This window comes from Pseudomonas brassicacearum subsp. brassicacearum (assembly GCF_008801605.1).
In the GTDB taxonomy this organism is placed as follows: domain Bacteria; phylum Pseudomonadota; class Gammaproteobacteria; order Pseudomonadales; family Pseudomonadaceae; genus Aquipseudomonas; species Aquipseudomonas brassicacearum.
This window is the reverse complement of record NZ_VZPJ01000009.1, coordinates 16,295-31,814: the sequence shown is the minus strand read 5'-3', so window position 1 is coordinate 31,814 and position 15,520 is coordinate 16,295. Positions and strand designations below refer to the sequence as shown.

Genomic DNA, 15,520 nt, shown 5'->3' with positions numbered 1-15,520 from the left:
CTATCCAGCTCTTCGCAAAGAAGTAATAAGGACATTACGTGCTACAAAAAGTGATTCTGCTGATTCTGATCGCCAGCTTGAGCGGCTGCATGGCCACCGCGATGCGGATGGATTACGACAAACACCGATGCCCCTATATCGGCCTGCGGTTTGACTGGTGGCTGGTGGGCACGTCCAAGGGGAAGCTGATCCCATTCTTGCTTATCGACGCGCCGTTTTCATTGGTGGTCGATACCGTATTCTTCCCCTTCGAATACCAGTACAGCTGCAACCTCTAAGAGACAGGGATTTTTACGCGTCGGGGATTTGTGGTTACTGTTGGCGTTGGTTCGCGGCCAGGCCCGTCCGCGAACCCGGATTCAGGCATAGCGCTTTTCTAAAGTAGAGGGATCCTCATGAAAGCCGTAGTTTACGAAGCCTTTTCCCAACCCCCGCGTTTGATGACTGTCGAAGACCCGACCGCCGAGCGTCACGGTGTGGTGGTTCAGGTCCTTGGCACGGGCGTCTGTCGAAGCGACTGGCATGGCTGGAAAGGTCATGATCCTGACATCCGGCTGCCCCACGTGCCCGGTCACGAATTGGCAGGGATCGTGGCGGAGGTGGGTCGGGATGTCACTCGGTGGAAGGTGGGCGATCGCGTCACCGTGCCTTTTGTCGGTGGCTGTGGGGCGTGCCCGGAATGCAATAGCGGCAACCAGCAGGTGTGCCACAGCCAGTTTCAGCCGGGCTTCACCCATTGGGGTTCTTTCGCCGAGTACGTGGGGATTCACAAGGCGGATTTGAATCTGGTCGCGCTGCCTGAAAACATGGATTTCGCCACGGCGGCGAGCCTGGGCTGTCGGTTCGTCACCTCGTTCCGCGCGGTTGTCGATCAAGGCAAGGTCTCGGCGGGCCAATGGGTGGCGGTTCATGGCTGTGGCGGTGTGGGGTTGTCCGCGGTAATGATCGCCAACGCTATCGGGGCGAACGTCATCGCCATCGATATCTGCGACGACAAGCTCAAGCTTGCCCAGTCGCTTGGTGCCGTTGCGACGGTCAACGCAAGCCGCGTGGCGGATGTGACCGAGGCGGTACTCGAGATTACGAAGGGCGGCGCTCATGTTTCGCTGGATGCCCTGGGCCATCCAACGACCTGCTTCAACTCCATCAATAATCTGAGACGGCGCGGCAGGCACGTCCAGGTCGGTTTGATGCTGGCGGACCAGAGCACGCCGGCAATCCCCATGAGCAAGGTCATTGCCTACGAGCTGGAGATCTGTGGCAGCCATGGCATGCAGGCTCACCGTTACGGCGCGATGATGGAGATGATCACGTCTGGCAAGCTGGCGCCTGAAAAACTGGTGGGCAAGACCATCAGCCTCGAACAATCCATTGATGCGCTCATGAACATGGATCGGTTTGACACGGCAGGGGTGACGGTCGTGACGGAGTTCTAAGTGGTAACGACGACGTTCTCCACTATCAACTGCGCTCGAGCGCAGGAATGCAGGCAATTCGTTGCCTGCATCTCAGCGGGGGAAGGTAGGGCTCCTAAACTGGACGTTTAAGCTCCAGATGTAAAATATATTCTCATCTGTCATCCGCGCGCCTTTGCAAGCACATCGTATTAGGACGGTGATTGTTCAGGTCGACGAGCGCTCAATACTTACTTATCGAAAACGTCTCGCTGCCAGGGCCTGAGGGCTGAATGGCGGGGGACGATCTATCCCATATATCAAAAATACATATAAACAATAAAAAATTGTCCCAATAGATATAGGACAAGGCGCCGCCAAAATAATATCCTAATTGAAAGAAAATAATTTCGCAATCCGAAAAAATCAAAAAAGAGCGAAAAAAATGATCAAGACTCCAAAGCATTCAGAAGGCAGCTCCGATCCGATCCAGGGTTGGGACGAAAAGAAGGCTCGAAGCACCGTTCAATCCTTGGCCAAGGGGTTTCGCGTACTGGAATCGTTCACTGCCGAAAACGATGAGTTGACCTTGAGTCAGATCGCTGCGACGGCCGATCTTGATCCTGGTACGACCTTCCGCATGCTCAACACGTTGGTAGATTTGGGGTATGTCTCCAGAATTCCGGAAAGCCGTCGTTTTGCGTTGACGCTCAAGGTGCTGGATCTGGGCTTTCATGCTATAGCCCGGACTGATTTGCGCAGCATTGTGCGACCTATCCTCCGAAGCCTGGTCAGTGAAACCAGCGAGGCTGCCAGCTTTGCCGTCCTGCAGGGCGCCGATGTGCTCTACCTGGAGCGGGTGCGGGCGGGCATCACCCGATTGGGCGTGGATATCCGCATCGGCACCACGGTGCCTGCAACCCAGACGGCCATCGGCCAGTCGATCCTTGCCTTCCTGCCGGAGCATCAGGTGCAGAAAGTCCAAGAACTCACCCCCACGACGCCATTCATCATGAAGCCACACGCCCTGGAGCGTCCGCTGTCGGAGTTGCTTGGGCAAATTCGCGACAATGGCTTCGTGTTGACTGAATCCCTGTTCACCGAGGGATTGAGAATTCTCGCGGTCCCCGTGCTGGACATCGACGGATATCCAGTGGGAGCGATCAGCATTGCCGCCCCTTCAGTCCGGTGTACGGCGGACGAGCTTAAAAGCCGCGCACTGAGCTCTACCCTGGAAGCTGCCAAGGATATTGGCAAGGCACTGGAGGCCAATGGAAGTATCGGTTCGAACTTCTAAAAGCTAGTCATGATTACACGGGCTCACGCTAAAGCCCGTTAGTTACTCAATGAACTTCAAGCATTGTGAAATTCACAACGCTCGCACCTGCACGCCCCGACAATATTGAAAATAAGAAGGAAGTGCCATGTTGATGCAAAACTTAGAAACAGAACCTGTGACTGAAGGGCTTAAAAGCCAAGCGAATATCAGTGCGAGACTTGAACGTTTGCCTATTACCCGGCAGGTCTTCTGGGCCAGGAATATTATTGGCGCCGCCACATTCTTTGATGGTTATACAGTCATCGCGATTGCCTATGCGATGCCGGTATTGGCCAAGGAATGGAACCTGACCGCGACCCAGATCGGCATGATTTTATCGTTCGGTTACCTGGGCCAGTTGTTGGGTGCGGTGTTCTTTGGTTGGTTGGCTGAACGTATCGGGCGGATGAAAGTGCTGACGTTCACCATTCTTCTATTCGTTGCCATGGATGTGGCCTGTCTGTTCGCCTGGAGCGCCGGCTCCATGATCCTGTTTCGCTTCTTGCAAGGCATCGGCACGGGAGGCGAGGTGCCGGTCGCCAGCGCTTATGTCAACGAACTGATTGGTTCGAAAAAACGCGGCAAGTTTTTTCTGCTCTATGAAGTCATGTTTCTGCTCGGTCTGGTAGGCGCGGGAATCATTGGTTACCTGCTGGTACCGATCTACGGCTGGAAAGCCATGTTCGCCGTAGGCCTTGTCCCTGCCACGATTTTGATCCCGCTGCGCTTCTTTCTCTTCGAGTCGCCACGCTGGCTGGCCTCTAAAGGTCGATTGCAAGAGGCTGATCGCATTGTGACGCGCCTGGAAAACAGCGTCTTGAAAGCCGGCAAGCAACTTGCGCCCGCCGTGGAAGTGCCTCAGATAGCAAGACCTGGCGCTACTCAAGGTTGGCGTGAGCTGTTCCATGGCATGTATTTCAAACGGTCCATGGTCATCTGGGCAATGTGGTTTGGTGCCTACATGGTTGCCAATGGCTTGATCACCTGGTTACCAACGCTTTATCGCCAACATTTCAATCTGCCCCTGGACACCAGTTTGGCTTACGGCTTTATCACGTCGGGGGCTGGCGTGGTTGCCGCCGTCATCTGCGCCTTGTTGATCGACAGGTTCGGTCGCCGCCGCTGGTATATGGGGGCCCTGTTTCTGGCTGCAATTCCCTTGTCGGTCCTGGCGCTGACCGGTGCGACGTCACCCTTGCAGATCCTGCTCTTGGCCGGCCTCGGGTACGCACTGGTGCAAACCGTTACATTCTCACTTTATCTGTACTCGGCAGAGCTTTATCCCACGCGCCTGCGTGCATTGGGTACCGGACTGGGCAGTGCCTGGTTGCGCTTGGGGTCCGCCACGGGGCCGTTGGTGGTGGGTCTGACAGTAACCAATGTCGGTGCGCATTATGTGTTTGGCATATTCGCAGTGATATTAATCATCACCGGTTGTGTCACTGCATTGTTTGCTGTTGAAACCAAGGGGCGAATACTGGAGGAACTTTCGCCTTGATAAGTGTTACGCCGGATCATTGATTAATTAGCTGCACACGTAATCTCCAATAAACCCCAAGTGATACTTGATTGTATTGCTTGCGTTCCTGCACGCGTCAGTTGCGGACACTTAGTAAACCAGAGGAAATAAAATGAGTACTAAGAACACGATTGATCTCAAAGGCCTGGTACCGGCTCCAGTCACTCCGTTTACCCGCGACGGCAAGGTCGACCATGATGCGATCCAGAAGCTTGGTTCCTGGTTGGGTAGCTTCGATGGCGTCAAGGGCTTGGTGGTGCTGGGGCACGCAGGAGAGGGCACGTTCCTCACCCAAGCCGAGCAGGCCTCGGTGATTCAGAGCTTCAAGGAATCGGTAGGCGGGCGGATCCCGATCATTGCTGGCATTACGGGGGAAGGCACCCAAGTGGCAGCCGAAGAAGCCCAGCGTGCCGTTGACGCAGGCGCCAGCGCGGGCTTGGTTTATCCCTCTCATGGCTGGCTGCGTTTTGGCTACCAGAAGGGGGCCGCACAGGACCGTTATCGGGCGATCTATGAGCACAGCGGTCTGCCACTGATTCTGTTCCAGTACCCGGATGTGACCAAAGCCACCTATGACCTGGAAACTCAGTTGGAAATCGCCAAGCAGCCAGGGGTTTTCGCCATGAAGAACGGCGTACGCAACATGCGCCGTTGGGACACTGAGATCCCGGTGGTACGTCGTGAGGTTCCGGACCTGCAGATCCTCACCTGCCATGACGAATACCTGTTGCACACCATGTTCGATGTGGACGGGGCATTGGTGGGCTACGGCAGCCTGACGCCTGAGCCGTTGATCGAGTTGATCGCCGCCGGCAAGCGCAGGGATTATCCGGCCGCTCGTGCCATCCATGACAAATTGCTGCCAGTCACCCGCAACGTTTACCACCGTGGCTCCCACATGGAAGGCACGGTGGCGCTCAAGCATGGCCTGGTAGCGCGCGGGATTCTGGATCACGCCACGGTGCGTTCGCCGTTGCTGCCACTGGCGGAAGGCGCTGATCGCGAAATCGCCGACGCCTTGCGCTCCGCAGGTCTGATCTGACCCGAGGAGGGGCGCTAACCAGGCGCCCCTCCTGCTGTGCTTGGCCGAACAGGGTTCCGTGATCTCGGGCCCTTTTTGGTCCATTCGCACCTACTGAAATATCCGATCCAACCATCGATCAGCTCCATCCCTCCGGCGATTCGACAAGTCGTTTCCCGAGGGAGAGCAGACCGCGTGTGCCCTTCAATAACAACAACAGGGGAATCATGGTCGTGAAAACAATAACGCTGCGTCTCGCTGGCATTTTACTGTGTGTCGGATTGCTGTCGCCTGGGGTGTTCGCCCAAGGTTTGGTTGAGGACAGCAAGGCAACGCTGACCTTCAGAAACTTCTTCTTCGAACGTCATTTCACTGCGCCTGATGCCGCACAGGGCCAGGCACGGGAATGGACACAGAGCTTTATTCTCGATCTTCGATCCGGCTTTACCTCAGGTACCGTTGGCGTGGGTGCCGATGTATTGGGCAAGTACGCCGTCAAGCTGGACGGTGGGGCGGGACGTTACGGCGCGTTGTTATTGCCCAAGGACGGTGATGGGGACCCGGCGGGCAGCTTTGGCCGGCTTGGGGTTGCCCTTAAAGCGAAAATTTCCGCCACCGAATTGAAAGTGGGCGAATGGATGCCCAACCTGCCGATTATCACCGCCGACGACTTCCGAGCGTTGCCACAAACGTTCGAAGGGACGCAGTTGTCTTCGCAGGATGTGAAGTACTGGACGCTTTTCGCTGGGCAATTCAACAAAACCAGTTTGCGTAATGATTCATCCATGGAGGACCTGGCTTTCGGTAGCGCTCATAGCGATGCGTTCAACTATCTAGGAGCCGACTACCGCCCAGCCTCTAAAAGCACCACATTGCGTTTATGGAGCGGGCAGTTAAAGGACATCTACCAGCAGCAATATGTCGGTCTGAACCAGCGCTGGTCGTTATCCCCGAGCGTCACCTTGAACACTAACCTGGGTTATTTCTGGGGCAAGGACGACGGCGCAGCCAAGGCTGGTCGTTTGGATAATCGAACGGCGTCATTGGTGATCGGCCTGGGCATTGATCAGCATACATTCAGTCTTGGTTGGCAACAGGTCAGCGGTGAGACTGGCTGGATGAGAGTCTCCGGTACTGGGGGCATCTACCTGGCGAACAATACTTTCAACCATGCCTTTGACAACCCGGGGGAGCGATCCTGGCAGTTACGTTACGACCTGGATTTCGCTGGTTATGGCGTTCCGGGGTTGTCATTGATGACCCGCTATGTCCACGGTGACGACGTAAGGTTACAACGCGTCGATGATGGTTCGGAGTGGGTGCGTGAGAGTGAGCTTGGGTATGTGGTTCAGAGCGGTCGGCTGAAAAATCTGGCTTTGCGTTGGCGCAATGCAAGTGTGCGCCGTGGATTCAACAGTGCGGATTACGATGAGAATCGTGTGATCATCAGTTATCCCTTGGGCTTTCTTTAAAAAAATTTTTACAGCGGTCGCTGATGGAGAGGTCGTCATCGATGGCCGAGCGATTCCCGATAATGCGCTTCGTCGACTTCGGTCAGGGTTGCATAACCGTCGTAGTGATAGATTCGATGTTGGTCACGGGCGTAGCGGTCATTCAGGAATTGGAGGGTCGTCAGGTCGATCCGCTTGGCGCTCAGCGGGCGTCGGTGGCAGAACAACTTGCGCGTGCCCAGTTGCAGGAAGTCGGGATGGGGCACGCGGACTTCATCAGGGTCGAATGCCACATCCAGTGGCTTGCCCTCCGAGAGAATCAGGCTAGGGCTGATGGCATAGGTGCCGAGAATGCGGGTGTCCGAGGGATGTAGCCGCTTTTTCGCCTCGCCGTAGTAATACACCGCATCCCGATCCTTGGCCCAACCATGACCGCAGGATTCGAACGTGGCCGCTTGCGCCTTACGAATCGGTTCCGGGACGTGGTAAAAAATCCGGTGACAGAACACGGTCTTACCGTCAGTCAGGTAGGGCGCACCCAGTGAGCGGAAATGCTCCGCGGGCTCCTGGGAAAATCGTTCAGGTACCTCGGATTCGGCGTTATGAAACGGGATCAGATACAAACCCTGGGCATCGCCGCACAGGTGCGTGTCCAGCAGTTTGAAACTTGCCGCGTCCAGCCCGTTGATCACGCGTCCACGGAAATACACCTGGCGGCCCAGCTCGAAACCCTGGCCGATGGCACGCAAGGGCAGGGTTTCTGCAGGCGTTTGCGATGTTTCAGGCAGGGCCTGTAGGCGGTGCCACCAATAGTCCTTCAACTGCGGATGGGCTTCGAAGTAAGGAGCCCATGCCTCTTGCATGGCCGCATCGATGATGCCGCCAGAACCCAGCGGGCCGTGCTTGTCACCGACCAGCACGGGCGCGTAATCCTGGTCATTACGATAGAGCTGGGTCACTACGAAGCTTTCCACGTCGACATCAAGGCGTTTCTGGCGTCTGTAGACGTGCTGATGATCACGGTAATAGTCGAACCCCAAGTGGCGAAAACTCGGACCATGGGCATCACGCAAGCGGGTTCCGGCGGCGTAGACGAATGTGTCGTCCACGGCAAAATAATCATGCTCGCGTTCGCTGGCGCTGACCACGCTGCCGCACTCATCAAACACTGGCTGCCAGCATTTGAGCAGGTGGAAATCGCCAACGTAGCGAATGCTCTTGCCGGTCAGGTAATAGGCGCGGTGCCGGTCTTTGGCGTAGCGTTCGTTAAGCACGGTGAAGGTCGCCAGGTCGGCATTGTCGATGCGGTAGAAGTATTCATATGAAATGCTCGACCCTTGCTGCGCTTGCACGATGATCGATTGCCCATCGGTGCCCCAGCGATGGGCGAGCATCTGGAAGTCGTCGGGGTTTGCGATCGGCAGCGGCGTGCCGTCCTTCTGATGCAGGGGCTTGAAGCCCTTGTAGACCTGATCGTCGATCACTCGATAGGAAGGGTGGTTGCAATAGCGCACCCGCGCCGTGGCGCTGGCGATAAATAGCCCTTGCAGAAAGATATTCACTCCGTCGCTGAACAGGGCAGAGGCTGACGTCACCGAGGCTGGCGACGCTGGCAACAGGGCCAGGCTGTCGGGTCGTGCCTCGGGGATTCGGCTGATCGCGTAGTCGCCAAACCAATAGGCGCCGGTTGCGTCGCGCCAGTACTGGTGGCCGAGGCTTTCCAGGCCGTTGTCGAAGCGAAACGGCAGGGCCTGCAGCGCGTGGTAGCCGTGGCGCTCCCGGTAGGCTGGAAGCAGGTAGTAATCACGCAGGGCGTCGCGCAAGACCCAATGGTTGCGTCGATGTCGCCAAACCGGCTGATCGGCCAGCAAGGGCGAGGGCGGATAACGCCCAGCACTGGCAGATTGTGCTATCGCGCTGGGGTATGCACCTTCGGGGTTGAGCATGATGTACACATCAGGCACTTGCCCGTCGCCCAGCAGCACACCGTCGACGAAGGCGAAACCTTGATGCCATTCAAGTTGCAGCGGCTCCCAGTCAGCCTTATCCGTCCCTGTGATTGTCATGTTATTGCGAACTGCTCTCCAGGGAGGTGGAACGCCAAGGCAATGATCGCCGCTGCCACACTCAGAAAATGAACTTGAACAGCGCAATCACCACGATCAGGCCAATCAGGAAAATGATGCCTACGGTACCGCCAAGGAATTTCAACATAAAAACGCTCTCATCGGATGGGCTTAATCGTCTAGACCGCTACCGATATCGCTCGTTTCGTTGAATATTCATGCGTGGTGATCAATGAACCGCAAAGGATCTGGGCACTGGCACATGCTCGAATTTGGAAATGGTCTTGATCCAGTAGCGGCGATAGTCCGTCTGGTCCGGCGCCAGCGGTTTGTGGCTGGACCAAGGATGTTTCTCCTTCAGGCTGGCGCGGTACGCTTCCCATTCTTTCTGCTCGGCCACTTCCCGGGCTTTGCTCCGGTCGTCGAACCAGCCCAGAACGTAAGCTTCGCCCTGGTCCGTGCCGTGCGCTATCAGCAAATAAATCTCTGTCATGACTGACCTACCGTTCTGTCCTGCGCCCCAGTCGCGGGGTCTTATCCTGGGTATCGGCCGTTATTTGCCGTTTTTGAGATTGATCGCAGAAAAACGCTGAGCCCAAAGGTGCGCCTGACGAAATTGTTGAACAGTCGAGCGGTCGCTTTGGCTGGCGAGTGCTTCCATGGCGGTTTTACCCAGATCGGTGCCTTGATCCACGATCCAGACGCCCGGTTCCCGGTCGCGCAGGGCCATTTCACCGAAGCGAGTGGAGATGACGGGCAGGCCGAGGGCGCGGTATTCGTAGTATTTGATCGGGTCGACCGAGGCGGTCAGGCGGTTGAGCTTGAACGGGATCAAGCCCACCGAAAACGTTGCCATGGCGGCGATTGCACTGGCGTGGGAGCATTCGGCGAGCAGCTCGATGTTGGCGGGCAATACGCAAGGCGGCGGTGTGAAGAGGGGGCCGATCAGCCGTATGCGGTTTCCAGGATTGGCCTGCGCCAGCGCGATGACCAGCTCCCAATCGAACCAACGCCCCAGCGTGCCAACGTAGCCGAGTACCTGTTGCTTGGCACCGAAGTCCAGGCTTTCGACCGGCGCCAGTGCGTGCATGTCACAGGCATTGAGGGCCAGTTCCACCTGGTCGGTTGTGCCCAGGAGTTTGTCGCGAAGGGGGTTGGAGGACGCCAGTACTTTGGATACCCGTCGAATGAGCTGTGCCTGGCGACGTTCCATGGACCTGCGTGACAGGCCCTGATAAAAGGCCGGGAAATCATCCATGGCATCGTAGACGGCATGGCTTGCAGGGATGAGGGCGAGCAGTTGCAGGGCCAATTCGGAAGGTTTTCCGACACAGATCAAGGGCGACCCTTCTGCGGAAAATGCCGCAGCCTCTTTGAACAGGTTGCACCACAGTCGCTTGAGGAGCATGGCCGAGCCCGGAATAGGCTCGATGGGTAAGCTCCGGGGTTTGCAGACCTGCAACCAGGGCGGAACGGTGACGCTTTGCCGGTCGGCAACAGGCGGCTTGCGCTTGAAATCGTTCAGCGTGGGTAAACGCGTCGGGTACGGATCGATCCAGAGTACTGGCGCGCCGGTCTGGTTGTGATACCAGTTGACGAAGTGATGGGGGCGCTGGCTGAAGCTGGCCCATGGCAACGGGGACAGGTAGATCATGCGCATGGCTGCAAGTGCTGCCTTAAAACGTCGACGATGCGCGCGGCGGCCTTGCCATCGCCATAGGGGGACACCCCGCGTGCCATGGCCTGATAAGCCTGCGGATCATCGAGCAGCCGCTGTGCTGCTTCGACGATGGTGTCCCGGTTGGTGCCGACCAGCTTGACCACGCCGAGGTCGACCGCCTCCGGGCGTTCGGTTTCCTCTCGAAGGACCAGCACCGGTTTGCCCAGGGCCGGGGCCTCTTCCTGCACGCCCCCGGAGTCACTGATGATCAGGTACGAGCGCTTCATTGCCGCGATAAACGGCGCGTAATCCAGCGGTGCGCAGAGGATGATGTTCGGGGTCCGCCCGAGCAGTTGGTGCGCGACATCCTTGACGTTCGGGTTGGGATGGACGGGATAGAGGATCTGGATGTCCGGATTCCGTTCGGCCAGGTGCTTGAGTGCCTGGCAGATATTCTGGAACGGTTCGCCGAAGTTTTCCCGGCGATGGGCGGTCACCAGCACCAGGCGTTTGCTGGCATCCAGTGGGATAGCCAAAGTGGAGTCTTGTGCGGCCGTCATCAGCAAGGCATCGATTACGGTATTGCCGGTCAGGGTGATATCGCTGGTGGCGACACCCTCACGCAGCAAGTTGTCCACGGCCTGCTGGGTGGGCGCGAAATGCCAGCGGGTCAGCTTGCCGGCGATCACCCGGTTGGCTTCTTCGGGGAACGGATTGCCGAGGTCCCCGGTACGCAGGCCCGCTTCGACATGGCCAAAGGGAATCCGCAGGTAGAAACACGCCAGTGCAGCACTCATGACCGTGGTCGTGTCGCCTTGAGCCAGCACGACATCCGGTTTCTCGGCTTGCAGTACGCCGTCGAGTCCAAGCAGCAAGCGTGAGGTCAGCGCCGCCAATGACTGGTTGGGGCGCATGATGTCCAGGTCCAGGTCGGCGGTGATTGCGAAGCCCTCAAGCACCTGATCCAGCAGGTCTCGGTGCTGGGCGGTGGCGAGCACCCGACAAACGATATTGTCTTGGGCCTGGAGCGCCTTGATCACGGGGGCCATTTTGATGGCCTCCGGACGCGTACCGACGATGCAGAGTACCTTGCGGGTCATGCCTTTTGATTTCCTATCGTTGTTACGAGTGAGCGTGCTATCCGGTCCGCGTTGGCCATGAGGGTCAGCGTGTGGGATTTCTCGGTAAGGCTGGGCAGGCAGGCGCCGTCGACAATATGCACACCGCCAAGGCCCGCGACTTCGCCAATGCAATCGGTCTGCCCGATCCTGGGCGTCGAGTGCATGGGCAGGGTTCCCGCATAATGGATATCCGCCCCCGGCTTGCCGACGGTGAAGCTCATGGGCATCAACAGTGCGCCCATTTTCCAATAGATCCGGCGCAGCGTTGCCTCGGCAGTTTTCATGAGCCCGGGGAGCTCGGGATGTGCTTGGCCGTTGATGCGCAACGAGCCGTTGGGGCGCAGGACCGCGGTGTTATTGGACAGGTGCCCGGGAAGGAAGATGTTCCCGACGAGGCAAGCGCTTAGCAGGTTTTTCAGCAGTTCGATGCTGTAGCGTTTGCTCATGGGGATCCGGCTGACAAACTCGGTCATCGGCAAGCCTGTGGTACTGAACGTCGAACCGAAAGCCGTGGTACTGGCCGTCAGCGTCAAGGCGAACGATAGCTGGCCCAGGCCAAATGTCGACACCCTTGGGGTTCCGAGCATTTTTGGCAGCCACAGCAGGAAGGCGGCCGTCGGTGATGACAGCAGCGGTATCGGGGCCGAATGGTTCAAGCCCTTGAGGGCGAGCCGGGTCGTGGCCAGGGTGCCCGCCGCCAGCAGCAGGCGCGTACCGCAGAAGCGCCGGGCGGAGCGATGGTCGGTGATCGCCCATGCACCGTCCAGTTTCTGCAGATCCTCCACGAGGAAGTCCTGGACGTGCTGGAACCCAGGGTATTGCTTGAGTTTTTGCAGCTCTTGCGAGGCGCTGTACAAGGCCTGGTTCTGACAGCCCCACAAGCAGTTTCCAGACAGGTCGCAAGCCTTGCGCTCGTCCAGCGGCTGGCTCAATACGGCGACCCTGGAGCGGCCAAGGCGAAACCCCAGTTCGGGAAACGCCGAGCGGCGCCGGGTGTACTGATCGAGCAGACGCTGGTGCAGTGTGTCCAACGGCAGGGGCGGTTGCGACCACTCATCGAGGCCGAAGTAGCTTGAGAGGTCGTCGTCGATCCGGCCACTGATACCGATCCGGCGAGATACCGTTTCATAGGATGCCTGCATCTCGGAACAATCGATGGGCAGCCCGGCAAAGTCGCTGGCCCCGAGCGTTGCCACGCCGCAACCCCAGGCATTGGACAGGCCTCCGGTGGCCAGTGAACCGATGCCGATAAAGTTGTCGGTCTCGATGCGATTGCGGGCGCTGAACCCTTCGAAGACATGGGCGTGGGTCGGCGTCTTCAGCTTGGGCGATACCGCGTCCAGTTGGTTCAAGGCGTGGAAGTGTTCGCCGATCATCCATTTCCAATGATGCTCATCGTTTGCCCTGGCGCTGAGAAATGGACGCGTCGGCGGCGGCGCTGAGCCTGTATTGGCCTGGGCGTCGACCATCAGGACGTTCAGGCCCGCCTTGACCAGCGGATAGGCCGCCGAAGTCCCGGCCGGGCCGCTGCCGACAATGATCACATCAAATTCAGGCTTCACGGTGGGCTTCACTTCCAAGCAACAACTGGCGGGCAAAGGGGCGGCCCAACAGCGCCGCTATCTTCCACGCCAGCGCTTTGACCGAGGTGAGTCCCAGCGCAACCAGCGTGGCGATCAGGCTGCGCGGCTGTTGGGTGCCGAGAAACACCTGCGCCCCCTGGGGGCTGGCTTCGGCAATACCGAGTGCAATCTGCAGGCGCCAGGCCAGTTCCTGGCCGTCGGGCTTGTGCAGGACACCGGGATTGTCCAGGAGCGCCAGGAATATCGGCCAGCGCATCAGCAAGCGTGAATGAATGATGGATCGGGTTTTGCCCGCACGTTCCAACGCCCTGGCGTAGCGACTGACCAGGCTTTTTTGCGGCGGGCGTTTGAGCAGGTAGTGCAAGAGCACCGTGGCTTCTTGCAGAAGCCCACGACGTTGCCCATGGCCGGAGCGATGCATGCCGTGGGCAAGGGGGCGCAACCGGATGCCGAGTTTCTGCAAGGAACGTTCGCTGTCCATGGGCGGCAGGTGGATGAGGGAAAAAATCCGTTCAAGGCCCAGTTTGGCGCTCAAGGATTGTCCGAGTGACAGGCGCAATAGCCTGAGCAATGCCACCGGCAGAGGGACAGGCAGGCGAGCGGCACGCACCCGGTGCGCGGCAATCGACATCAGGAAGCGGCCAAAGGCAATCGGCTGTACGGCGCCCAGATTGAGGATTTCGGCGTGAAGGTCATCCCGCTCGACGACCGCCAGTATCGAGGCTGCCAGGTCGTCGACATGAATAGGTTGTACGCCAGGCGCCGGCATCAGGATCGGAATAAACGGGCTTCGGCGCACCAGCCCTGACAACAGGCCAAAGAGCCCGCGTTCGGGGCCACCATACACTTGGCCGGGACGGATTACGCTGCCCCCGGCGGCCAGCACGTGCTGTTCGATACGCCACTTTGTCCGGCCATAAACGCCAGGGGCCGTGGCCTCGGCGGTTTGACTGGAGATGAAGATGAACCTGGCCGAGCCTTGTTGGGCGCAACGGATCAGTGCCTGGGCCGCCTTTATTTCGTCGTCCGCGTCGGCGTCAGCGCTTGTCGATGTGTCGGCCGCCAAATGGATCAACACCTGGGTGCCCGCCGGGAACTCGGGCGCCGGGCCCCGCAGGTCATAAGGGAGCCAAGTATAGGTGGCGGGACACGGCTGGCGCGTGGCGCACACGACCTCGTGTCCGCTTGCCGCCGCGAGGACAGACAAGCGTTGTCCGATGTAGCCTGTCGCGCCGGTAATCAGTAGCTTCATCGTCATGCGCCTTCGCCGCGGTCAGCGGGAACAGGCGGGCGCGCAGCGGAATGGAACACGAACAGTTTGCTGATCCAGTAGGTCAGGGCCACACAGACCACGTCGGAGACGAATTTCACCGGGGCAGGGCTGTTGACGAAATACAGCCCCACGCTGAACAGCGCTGAAGCGAGCGGAATATTGATGGCAAGCAATGAGAAATAGCGCACCGCTTGAACCTTGCTGCTGCCCCCGGTCGACTGGAACGTGAAGTGCCTATGCAAAAAGAACGCGAACACACCGGCGACGCCTTTACCGGCGATGTTGGCCAGGACGGGTTGATCGTTGAACAAGGCCATCAACAGCAAAAAGGTTCCCATGTCCAACGCATAAGCCACGAGTTGGATGGCGCCGTACCGGATAAAGGTCAAGACTTCCTCCGGATGACCACGATGTGGTGCAGCGCCAATACCCGTCTCAACGGATACAGCAGTTTTTCAACGACCTTGAGCACAGGGATCAGCGCGTCGGGCAGCAACTGGCGAAAGTTCAAGCCACCGGAAATCAGGTAGCGCAGATAATTGCCGCAGATTTCCTGGTGGACGATTTCCAGGCCCGGGTGCTTGCGCTCGAACGCCTGCCTGTCGCGAACGAAGACGATGTAGCTGAGGGCCTGGTTGGCGCCGTTCATGGGCCCGGTCGACGGGGTTTCCCAAGACGGGAAGTGCATATCGAAGCCTTCGGACTTGAACAGGCGCTTATAGAGAAAAGCGGCAAAGGGGCCGTGGAAGGGTTCGATCAATATGGCGCCGCCGCCGACCTTGAGGGTTCTTTCCAGCTCCGTGAAGAAACGATCGGGATGAGGGAAGTGGTGAAAACAGTTCTGGCCGTAAAATACTCTGGCTGAATGATCGTCCAGGCTCATTGCCTCGGCATTGAGCGCCATGTCCAGTTGCTCGGTGGCGACAATGTCCGTCGCCAATACTTCAGGGTACGAATTGCGCATGGGCGCGATGCCTGCCCCCAACTCCACCTCAAGACCTTCGACCTTGAAATAGCGGTCTGCCAGGCGATGAAACGCGTGGTGGAACTCCACGAATACTTCCCGAAGCATTCGCTTGCGTTCAAGCACTTTGCCGTGAAGTTCCAGGCGTTC

General features: G+C 58.3%; 15 protein-coding genes. 6 read left to right on the top strand and 9 right to left on the bottom strand.

Features of this window, described 5'->3' with window-relative positions:
• Positions 1-38 precede the first annotated feature (38 nt).
• From F7R20_RS20015 to F7R20_RS19990, 6 genes are all read left to right on the top strand, one after another.
• Positions 39-278: a YceK/YidQ family lipoprotein gene (locus F7R20_RS20015; RefSeq protein WP_003203548.1), complete on the top strand. Its 240-nt coding sequence runs from the start codon at positions 39-41 to the stop codon at positions 276-278.
• A gap of 117 nt (positions 279-395) precedes the next feature.
• Complete coding sequence (locus tag F7R20_RS20010) at positions 396-1,436, top strand: zinc-dependent alcohol dehydrogenase family protein (protein WP_003203546.1); 1,041 nt, start codon at positions 396-398, stop codon at positions 1,434-1,436.
• Between the two features lie 403 nt (positions 1,437-1,839).
• Positions 1,840-2,691: an IclR family transcriptional regulator gene (locus F7R20_RS20005; RefSeq protein WP_003203545.1), complete on the top strand. Its 852-nt coding sequence runs from the start codon at positions 1,840-1,842 to the stop codon at positions 2,689-2,691.
• Between the two features lie 127 nt (positions 2,692-2,818).
• Entirely contained in the window at positions 2,819-4,210 is a 1,392-nt protein-coding gene (locus F7R20_RS20000; RefSeq protein ID WP_003203543.1) for an MFS transporter, read from the top strand.
• A gap of 133 nt (positions 4,211-4,343) precedes the next feature.
• Positions 4,344-5,273: a dihydrodipicolinate synthase family protein gene (locus tag F7R20_RS19995; protein ID WP_003203542.1), complete on the top strand. Its 930-nt coding sequence runs from the start codon at positions 4,344-4,346 to the stop codon at positions 5,271-5,273.
• 206 nt (positions 5,274-5,479) lie between these two features.
• Positions 5,480-6,724, top strand: coding sequence for an OprD family porin (locus F7R20_RS19990; RefSeq protein WP_033028202.1), 1,245 nt, complete (start codon positions 5,480-5,482; stop codon positions 6,722-6,724).
• A 35-nt stretch (positions 6,725-6,759) separates the two neighbouring features.
• Here F7R20_RS19990 and F7R20_RS19985 read toward each other — a convergent pair whose 3' ends face one another.
• From F7R20_RS19985 to F7R20_RS19950, 9 genes are all read right to left on the bottom strand, one after another.
• On the bottom strand, positions 6,760-8,769 hold the full coding sequence (locus F7R20_RS19985) for a DKNYY domain-containing protein (protein ID WP_003203538.1): 2,010 nt from the start codon (positions 8,767-8,769) through the stop codon (positions 6,760-6,762).
• Positions 8,770-8,830: 61 nt separating this feature from the next.
• Positions 8,831-8,917, bottom strand: coding sequence for a small membrane protein YohP (locus F7R20_RS32485; RefSeq protein ID WP_442087941.1), 87 nt, complete (start codon positions 8,915-8,917; stop codon positions 8,831-8,833).
• Positions 8,918-8,998: 81 nt separating this feature from the next.
• Positions 8,999-9,262 carry a hypothetical protein gene (locus F7R20_RS19980; RefSeq protein ID WP_003203536.1) on the bottom strand — a complete coding sequence of 88 codons (264 nt, stop codon included), beginning with the start codon at positions 9,260-9,262 and terminating at the stop codon, positions 8,999-9,001.
• Positions 9,263-9,322: 60 nt separating this feature from the next.
• On the bottom strand, positions 9,323-10,429 hold the full coding sequence (locus F7R20_RS19975; protein ID WP_003203534.1) for a glycosyltransferase family protein: 1,107 nt from the start codon (positions 10,427-10,429) through the stop codon (positions 9,323-9,325).
• Positions 10,420-11,529: a non-hydrolyzing UDP-N-acetylglucosamine 2-epimerase gene (gene wecB, locus F7R20_RS19970; protein ID WP_003203533.1), complete on the bottom strand. Its 1,110-nt coding sequence runs from the start codon at positions 11,527-11,529 to the stop codon at positions 10,420-10,422. The genes F7R20_RS19975 and wecB overlap by 10 nt, the downstream gene beginning before the upstream one ends.
• Positions 11,526-13,112, bottom strand: a complete 1,587-nt coding sequence (locus F7R20_RS19965; RefSeq protein ID WP_003203530.1) for an FAD-dependent oxidoreductase — start codon at positions 13,110-13,112, stop codon at positions 11,526-11,528. The genes wecB and F7R20_RS19965 overlap by 4 nt, the downstream gene beginning before the upstream one ends.
• Positions 13,102-14,385, bottom strand: a complete 1,284-nt coding sequence (locus tag F7R20_RS19960; protein WP_027913023.1) for an NAD-dependent epimerase/dehydratase family protein — start codon at positions 14,383-14,385, stop codon at positions 13,102-13,104. Before F7R20_RS19960 ends, F7R20_RS19965 begins: the two co-directional genes overlap by 11 nt.
• Before the next feature lie 2 nt (positions 14,386-14,387).
• Positions 14,388-14,795 carry a GtrA family protein gene (locus F7R20_RS19955; protein WP_003203525.1) on the bottom strand — a complete coding sequence of 136 codons (408 nt, stop codon included), beginning with the start codon at positions 14,793-14,795 and terminating at the stop codon, positions 14,388-14,390.
• Complete coding sequence (locus tag F7R20_RS19950; RefSeq protein WP_223523087.1) at positions 14,792-15,478, bottom strand: class I SAM-dependent methyltransferase; 687 nt, start codon at positions 15,476-15,478, stop codon at positions 14,792-14,794. Before F7R20_RS19950 ends, F7R20_RS19955 begins: the two co-directional genes overlap by 4 nt.
• Positions 15,479-15,520 lie beyond the last annotated feature (42 nt).

What these genes read in the sequence shown, in the direction of transcription:
- wecB (WP_003203533.1), bottom strand. Translation starts at nt 11,529, where the DNA reads ATGACCCGCAAGGTACTCTGCATCGTCGGTACGCGTCCGGAGGCCATC.
- F7R20_RS19975 (WP_003203534.1), bottom strand. Translation starts at nt 10,429, where the DNA reads ATGCGCATGATCTACCTGTCCCCGTTGCCATGGGCCAGCTTCAGCCAG.
- F7R20_RS20000 (WP_003203543.1), top strand. Translation starts at nt 2,819, where the DNA reads ATGTTGATGCAAAACTTAGAAACAGAACCTGTGACTGAAGGGCTTAAA.
- F7R20_RS19990 (WP_033028202.1), top strand. Translation starts at nt 5,480, where the DNA reads ATGGTCGTGAAAACAATAACGCTGCGTCTCGCTGGCATTTTACTGTGT.
- F7R20_RS20010 (WP_003203546.1), top strand. Translation starts at nt 396, where the DNA reads ATGAAAGCCGTAGTTTACGAAGCCTTTTCCCAACCCCCGCGTTTGATG.
- F7R20_RS20005 (WP_003203545.1), top strand. Translation starts at nt 1,840, where the DNA reads ATGATCAAGACTCCAAAGCATTCAGAAGGCAGCTCCGATCCGATCCAG.
- F7R20_RS19960 (WP_027913023.1), bottom strand. Translation starts at nt 14,385, where the DNA reads ATGAAGCTACTGATTACCGGCGCGACAGGCTACATCGGACAACGCTTG.
- F7R20_RS19995 (WP_003203542.1), top strand. Translation starts at nt 4,344, where the DNA reads ATGAGTACTAAGAACACGATTGATCTCAAAGGCCTGGTACCGGCTCCA.
- F7R20_RS19985 (WP_003203538.1), bottom strand. Translation starts at nt 8,769, where the DNA reads ATGACAATCACAGGGACGGATAAGGCTGACTGGGAGCCGCTGCAACTT.
- F7R20_RS19950 (WP_223523087.1), bottom strand. Translation starts at nt 15,478, where the DNA reads ATGCTTCGGGAAGTATTCGTGGAGTTCCACCACGCGTTTCATCGCCTG.
- F7R20_RS32485 (WP_442087941.1), bottom strand. Translation starts at nt 8,917, where the DNA reads ATGTTGAAATTCCTTGGCGGTACCGTAGGCATCATTTTCCTGATTGGC.
- F7R20_RS19980 (WP_003203536.1), bottom strand. Translation starts at nt 9,262, where the DNA reads ATGACAGAGATTTATTTGCTGATAGCGCACGGCACGGACCAGGGCGAA.